This window comes from Pseudoxanthomonas sp. LjRoot204_2 (genome assembly GCF_056175765.1).
Genome location: NZ_JBGFFG010000200.1, coordinates 1 through 6,096 on the forward strand (window position 1 = coordinate 1; position 6,096 = coordinate 6,096).

The window sequence follows — 6,096 nt, forward strand, 5'->3', positions numbered from 1 at the left end:
AAGGTCGAGCATAACGTGGCAACGGTGCTCGCCCTCTTCAAGGCGAACAGCGCACTCGCCGACAGCATCCATGCGTCGACGCTGTCCATTTCCCCTGAGCATGCCTTCGAGGAAGGGAAGCAGGTGTTCAAGGGAACCAAGGTGGTCCGCAGGCTACGTGCCACGTTCGTCCGGCTCGATGATGTGCGCGCCGTGTTGTCCGGGGTCGAATCCGGCCCGGAACTGCAGATCACCGGCATCCGTTCGGGATACGCGGCCGCCGCCGGTCTGCGCGCAGAACTCAAGCGCGAAGCCGCACAGCAGTCGCGCCGGTCCGCCGAGGGCCTGGCCTCCGCCTACGGCACGCGCCTTGCCGGTCTCTACACCATTTCCGATGTCGCGCCGAGCTTTGCCTACGGTGTGCAGGCGGGCATGTGGCCTGCGGCAGACGACGACACGGGCGTGACGCCGCCCGCGCCACCCGCGCCGGCGGCGGACATCGGCACCACGGTCGAGGTTACCGGCACCCGGATCGCGCCCGAGACGCTGCAGACCGGCACGATCACGTTCACCGAGAACGTGTACGCCATCTTCCTGATTTCGCCCTGAGTACCGTCCCATGCTGTTGATGATCGACAACTACGACAGCTTCACCTACAACCTCGTGCAATACCTGCAGTCACTGGGTGCCGAGGTGAAGGTGGTGCGCAACGATGCGATGACGGTGGATCAGATCGCCAAGCTCGCGCCCGAGCGCATCGTCATCTCGCCCGGGCCGTGCACGCCGAACGAAGCCGGCGTGTCGCTGGAGGTCATCGAACGGCTGGGTCGGAACACGCCGATCCTCGGTGTCTGCCTCGGCCACCAGAGCCTGGGCCAGGCCTATGGCGGCAATGTCATCCGCGCGGGCCGCATCATGCATGGCAAGACGTCCCGCATCCGCCACGAGGGGAAGGGCGTGTTCGCCGGCCTGCCGGATGCGTACGAGGCCACGCGCTACCACTCGCTGGTGGTGGAGCGCAGGAGCCTGCCCGACGCATTGGAAGTCACGGCATGGACGGAGAACGAAGACGGCAGCTTCGAGGAGATCATGGGCCWGCGGCACCGCGAATTCCCGGTGGAGGGCGTGCAGTTCCACCCCGAGTCGATCCTGACCGAGCACGGCCACGCGTTGCTGAAGAACTTCCTCGAACGATGATGTAGGGCGGGCCTCGGCCCGCCATCGCCACACCGGTGGGCCAAGGCCCACCCTACGGAGCCGACATGCCCCTGACCCCCCAAGAAGCCCTGCAGCGCACGATCGAGCACCGCGAGATCTTCCACGACGAAATGGTCGACCTGATGCGGCAGATCATGCGCGGCGACGTGTCGCCGACGATGAGTGCGGCGATCCTGACCGGCCTGCGCGTGAAGAAGGAAACCGTTGGCGAGATCGCCGGCGCCGCCACCGTCATGCGCGAGTTCTCGCGCACCGTCGAGGTGCCCGACCGCACGCATCTGGTCGACATCGTCGGCACCGGGGGCGACGGCTCGCACACGTTCAACATCTCCACGTGCTCGATGTTCGTGGCATCCGCTGCCGGCGCGCAGATCGCCAAGCACGGCAACCGCAGCGTGTCCTCGAAGTCGGGCAGCGCGGACGTGCTGGAAGCACTGGGCGTCAACATCGAGTTGCAGCCCGACCAGGTCGCACGGTCCATCGTGCAGTCCGGCATCGGCTTCATGTTCGCGCCCATCCACCACCCGGCGATGAAGGTCGTGGCGCCCGTCCGTCGCGAGATGGGCGTGCGCACGATCTTCAACATCCTGGGTCCGCTGACCAATCCGGCCGGCGCGCCGAGCATCCTGATGGGTGTATTCCATCCTGACCTGGTCGGCATCCAGGCGCGCGTGCTGCAGGAGCTCGGCGCCGAACGGGCGCTGGTGGTGTGGGGCCGCGACGGTATGGACGAACTGTCGCTCGGCGCCGGGACACTCGTCGGCGAACTGCGCGATGGGCAGGTACGCGAGTACGAGCTGCACCCCGAGGACTTCGGCATCGCGATGGCCGCGAGCCGCAACCTCCGCGTCGCCGATGCTGTGGAGTCGAAGGCGATGCTGCTGGGGGTGCTCGACAACCGTCCGGGTCCCGCGCGCGAGATCGTGGTGCTGAATGCCGGTGCGGCCCTGTACGTGGCCGGCGTCGCCGAGAGTATCGAAGACGGCATCGCGCGGTCGCGCGACGCCATCGCCAGCGGCAGGGCGCTGGCGCGGCTGCATCAGTTCGTGGCCACAACGCAGGCACTGGGAAAACAGGGAACGCACTGACATGGCCGCCAGCGGATTCGCCAGCCTGCCCAAGCCGCCGTACTACGCGGTGATCTTCTCGTCGCAGCGCAATGCACATGACGATGCAGGATACGGCGCCATGGCCGAGCGCATGGTCGAGCTTGCCGTGCAGCAGCCGGGATTCCTGGGCGTGGAATCCACGCGCGGCGAGGATGGTTTCGGCATCACGGTGGCGTACTGGGAGAGCGAGGACGCGATCCGCGCCTGGCGCCACCATGCCGAACACACCGCGGCACGCGAGCAGGGGCGGCGCGACTGGTACGACCACTTCGAGCTGCGGGTGGCCAAGGTCGAACGCGCCTACGGTTGGGACCGTGCCGAAGCCCCTCYTGAAGCGTAGCGGATGCGACAATGTGCTGTTCCCGGCAAGGGAACCGAACCAGGATTCACATGAGCGACATCCTCACCACCATCCTCGCCCGCAAGGCCGACGAGATCGCCGAACGCAGTGCGCGCGTTCCGTTGGATGACCTGCGGGCGCGCATCGCCGAGGCATCGCCGACGCGCGGCTTTGCCGATGCGCTCCACGCGATGATCGCCCAGGGCGACCCCGCCGTGATCGCCGAAGTGAAGAAGGCCAGCCCGTCGAAGGGCGTGATCCGTCCGGATTTCCGTCCCGCCGACATCGCGGTGAGCTACGAATTCGGTGGCGCGGCCTGCTTGTCCGTGCTGACCGATCAGGACTTCTTCCAGGGTGCCGACGACTATCTGAAACAGGCGCGCGATGCCTGCACCCTGCCGGTGTTGCGCAAGGATTTCACCGTCGACCCGTATCAGGTCTACGAGGCGCGCGTGCTCGGCGCGGATTGCATTCTGCTGATCGTGGCGGCGCTGGACGACGGCGCGCTGGTCGATCTGTCCGGGCTGGCGATGGAGCTGGGCATGGACGTGTTGGTGGAGGTGCACGACATCGATGAGCTGGAGCGTGCGCTGCAGGTGCCTGTCCCGCTGGTCGGCATCAACAACCGCAACCTGCGCACGTTCGAGGTGTCGCTGCAGACCACGCTGGAGATAAAGGATGCGGTGCCGCGGGACCGCCTGCTGGTGACCGAGAGCGGCATCCTGGTGCCGGAGGATGTCGCCACGATGCGCGCCGCCGGCGTGGATGCGTTCCTGGTCGGCGAGACGTTCATGCGCGCGGAAGAGCCCGGCGAGGCGCTGCGTCAGCTATTCTTCGCCGCATGACGGACGCTCGCTATCCGACACCGCGCGCCGAGGCGCCGGTCGTCGTTTTCGATTTCGACCATACGCTGTACGACGGCGATTCCGGCGGCCATCTGGTCAGGTGGCTGATCCAGCGCAATCCGCTGCGCGCGGCGGTGGCGCTGGCGGCATCGGTCGTGCTGGGGCCGATGGTGGCCTTCCTGCCGACGCGCCGTCGCGGGATCTCCGGCTACATCTGGATCGGCACGTTCGGCCTGCATGGTCGGCGCAGCTTCGATGCGCTGATCGACCAGTACGTCGCGAAGCACCGCGAGGAAGTCCAACAGCGCCTGCTGCCGCACGCGCTTGATGTCTTCCGCGACCACCGCGCCCGCGGCGACAACGTGGTGGTGGCGACCGGCGCGCCGCCGGAACTGGCGCGTGCGATCCTGAGTTTCGTCGCCCACGAGGACGTGCCGGTCATCGGTACCGCCGTCGGGCCCCGCTTGGGTGCAGTGGTCGCCACGCGACACTGCCACAACGAAGAGAAGATGCGCATGCTGCGCGAGCGCGGCTACGGTGAGGTCGCGGTGGCGTACTCGGACAGCAGCGCCGACCTGCCGCTTCTGAAAGCGGCACGCGCGCCCGTGGTGGTCAATCCGAAGACCACGCGGGTGGCGATGTTCCGTCGCGTCCTGCCGCCGGGCACGCCCATCCTCAACTGGGGCTGCAAGGACCGCGGCGGTACGGCAGCGTAGCGCAGGCCCTGGCTCGCCATCGGAATCAGGTGGTGATCTGCGCTCAGTGCACAGGCCCGGCGACAACGGCGTACTGCTCGAATGCGCGCGCGAGGTGCATCAGATCCGTTCCGGCGCGTTCCAGTCCTTGACCAGGTCCGCAAGCTCGATCTCCGCGAAATCCTGGTACTCGCCCGCGTCGTAGAAACGGCCATAGCAGCCCTTGCAGCTCTCGAACCAGATGTGCGGCTGCAGCGGATCGACCATGCGGATCAGCGGGCGTTCGCCGACGCAGGCAGGGCAGTCGATCCGGTCGACCTTGTTGTACTGCTCGCCGACGGCCGGGTCGCCGATGTCGATCTCGTCCGCACGATCTTTCAGCGTCTCGTGGTCAACCATCTCGAACCAGAGCCCCCTGCACTGCGTGCAACGATGGACGTGGGCCTGCGGCATGGGGATCAGTTCCATCGCGCTGTGACACTTGGGGCACTGCATGGGGCGGGTCTCGGGCGGGCGAATGGCGGGATTCTACCGCGGACCTCCGCCCGTACCAGCGCTGCCGCCCTCAGATCCGCAGGGGATCGATATCGACCTTGGGAAGCAGCCGTTTGGTGAAGTAACTGTCCTTGTAATAGCGCACCTTGCGGCACAGGATGGGATGGGCGAGACCCTCGTACAGCACGATCTCCTTCTCCGGCCCCATCGCCTTCAGCTCCTGCGGCAGCATCAGCGCGCGCTTCTCCAGTACCTCGTTGTCGGACACGTTGCGTCCCTGCCCATGCGAGCGCGTGCGGGCGCGGCGCTTGATGGTGGTGTAGCCCAGCATTTCCGAATAGTCGTTGGCGTCCTGCTGCTCGCGCGGCGCATAGATGATCTGCAGCGCATGGTTGGTGATGATGGTGCGCGACAGCTCCTTGCCGTACACGGCGTCGAGCTGCGCCATCGACTGGATGATCGGGAGCAGGCGAAGGTTGTAGCCGGCCATGTACGCCACCGCTTTCGCGATGATGTCGACGCGGCCGATGGCGGTGAATTCATCCATCAACAGCAGGCACTGGTGCTTCAGGCTCGGGTCGTTCTGCGGCAGCACCTTGGTGTTGACGTTGATCAGCTGGCTGAAGAAGAGGTTCACGATCAGTCGGCTTTCCGCCAGCTTGTTGGGCTGGATGCCGACGTAGATCGTCATGCGGCGGCGGCGGACGTCATCGAGGCGGAAGTCGTCGGCGCTGGTGGCCGCGTCCAGCACCGGGTTCAACCACGGATTCAGCGGCTCCCGGAACGAGCCGATGATCGAGGCGAAGGTAACGTCCGCCTGCGACAGCAGGCCCGCAAAGGCGGTCCGCGCCTGTGCGCTCAACCAGGGCGCTTCGACGAGTTTCTGGAGATACGGCTTCAACTCGCCACCATCGCCCGACGCGAGCCGCAGCACTGCTCCCAGTGTCGGCTTCTCGGCGGCGTGGTCCCGGTCGTGCCGTTCGAACAGATAGAGGGTGAAGGCGAGGAACGCGTTGCGCGCCTGACTGACCCAGAACTTGTCCTTGTCGTCGCCATCCGGATACAGCATGGCGGCGATGCTCTGGAGATCGGAGACGCGGAAGGCGGGATCCGGCGAGACGTATGTCATCGGATTCCATCGGTGGCTGCGGCGGTCTTCGGCGAACGGATTGAACAGGTAGACCTCCTGGCCGATCGAGCGACGCCACCCGGAGGTCAGATCGAAGTTCTCCTGCTTGATGTCCAGCACCACCGCCGACTCGCGATAGTCGAGCAGATTGGGAATGACGATGCCGACGCCCTTGCCGGACCGCGTCGGCGCCGCGAGAATCACGAACTGCTGTCCCGGCAGGCGCAGCAGCTTGCCGTTCATCTGGCCGACGACGATGCCGGTGTCCTTGCTGGACAGGAAGCC

8 protein-coding genes are annotated in these 6,096 nt (G+C 66.3%); 6 read left to right on the forward strand and 2 right to left on the reverse strand.

Annotated elements, in window-relative coordinates; all coding sequences use genetic code 11:
• The 6 genes from AC04L7_RS10665 to AC04L7_RS10690 all read left to right on the forward strand — a co-directional run.
• Window positions 1-588: SIMPL domain-containing protein (locus tag AC04L7_RS10665; RefSeq protein WP_475512976.1), on the forward strand; the 588-nt coding region annotated here is incomplete at its 5' end.
• 10 nt (window positions 589-598) lie between these two features.
• Window positions 599-1,177 carry an anthranilate synthase component II gene (locus tag AC04L7_RS10670; protein ID WP_475512977.1) on the forward strand — a complete coding sequence of 193 codons (579 nt, stop codon included), beginning with the start codon at window positions 599-601 and terminating at the stop codon, window positions 1,175-1,177.
• A 65-nt stretch (window positions 1,178-1,242) separates the two neighbouring features.
• Window positions 1,243-2,286, forward strand: coding sequence for an anthranilate phosphoribosyltransferase (gene trpD / locus AC04L7_RS10675; RefSeq protein WP_435996774.1), 1,044 nt, complete (start codon window positions 1,243-1,245; stop codon window positions 2,284-2,286).
• A gap of 1 nt (window position 2,287) precedes the next feature.
• Complete coding sequence (locus AC04L7_RS10680) at window positions 2,288-2,647, forward strand: antibiotic biosynthesis monooxygenase family protein (RefSeq protein WP_475512978.1); 360 nt, start codon at window positions 2,288-2,290, stop codon at window positions 2,645-2,647.
• A gap of 50 nt (window positions 2,648-2,697) precedes the next feature.
• Window positions 2,698-3,492: an indole-3-glycerol phosphate synthase TrpC gene (gene trpC / locus AC04L7_RS10685; RefSeq protein ID WP_435996778.1), complete on the forward strand. Its 795-nt coding sequence runs from the start codon at window positions 2,698-2,700 to the stop codon at window positions 3,490-3,492.
• Window positions 3,489-4,208 carry an HAD-IB family phosphatase gene (locus tag AC04L7_RS10690; protein ID WP_299340390.1) on the forward strand — a complete coding sequence of 240 codons (720 nt, stop codon included), beginning with the start codon at window positions 3,489-3,491 and terminating at the stop codon, window positions 4,206-4,208. The genes trpC and AC04L7_RS10690 overlap by 4 nt, the downstream gene beginning before the upstream one ends.
• A 99-nt stretch (window positions 4,209-4,307) precedes the next feature.
• Here AC04L7_RS10690 and AC04L7_RS10695 read toward each other — a convergent pair whose 3' ends face one another.
• The gene (locus AC04L7_RS10695) at window positions 4,308-4,682 is read right to left on the reverse strand and encodes a TFIIB-type zinc ribbon-containing protein (RefSeq protein ID WP_299340393.1); all 375 of its coding nucleotides are present in this window, start codon (window positions 4,680-4,682) and stop codon (window positions 4,308-4,310) included.
• 70 nt (window positions 4,683-4,752) lie between these two features.
• Window positions 4,753-6,096, reverse strand: a 1,344-nt coding sequence (locus tag AC04L7_RS10700) for a type IV secretory system conjugative DNA transfer family protein (RefSeq protein ID WP_475512979.1), incomplete at its 5' end; no start/stop codon positions are given.

Bases quoted from the DNA above. Each gene is read 5' to 3' on its own strand.
- trpD (WP_435996774.1), top strand. From the start codon at position 1,243: ATGCCCCTGACCCCCCAAGAAGCCCTGCAGCGCACGATCGAGCACCGC.
- trpC (WP_435996778.1), top strand. From the start codon at position 2,698: ATGAGCGACATCCTCACCACCATCCTCGCCCGCAAGGCCGACGAGATC.
- AC04L7_RS10695 (WP_299340393.1), bottom strand. From the start codon at position 4,682: ATGCAGTGCCCCAAGTGTCACAGCGCGATGGAACTGATCCCCATGCCG.
- AC04L7_RS10690 (WP_299340390.1), top strand. From the start codon at position 3,489: ATGACGGACGCTCGCTATCCGACACCGCGCGCCGAGGCGCCGGTCGTC.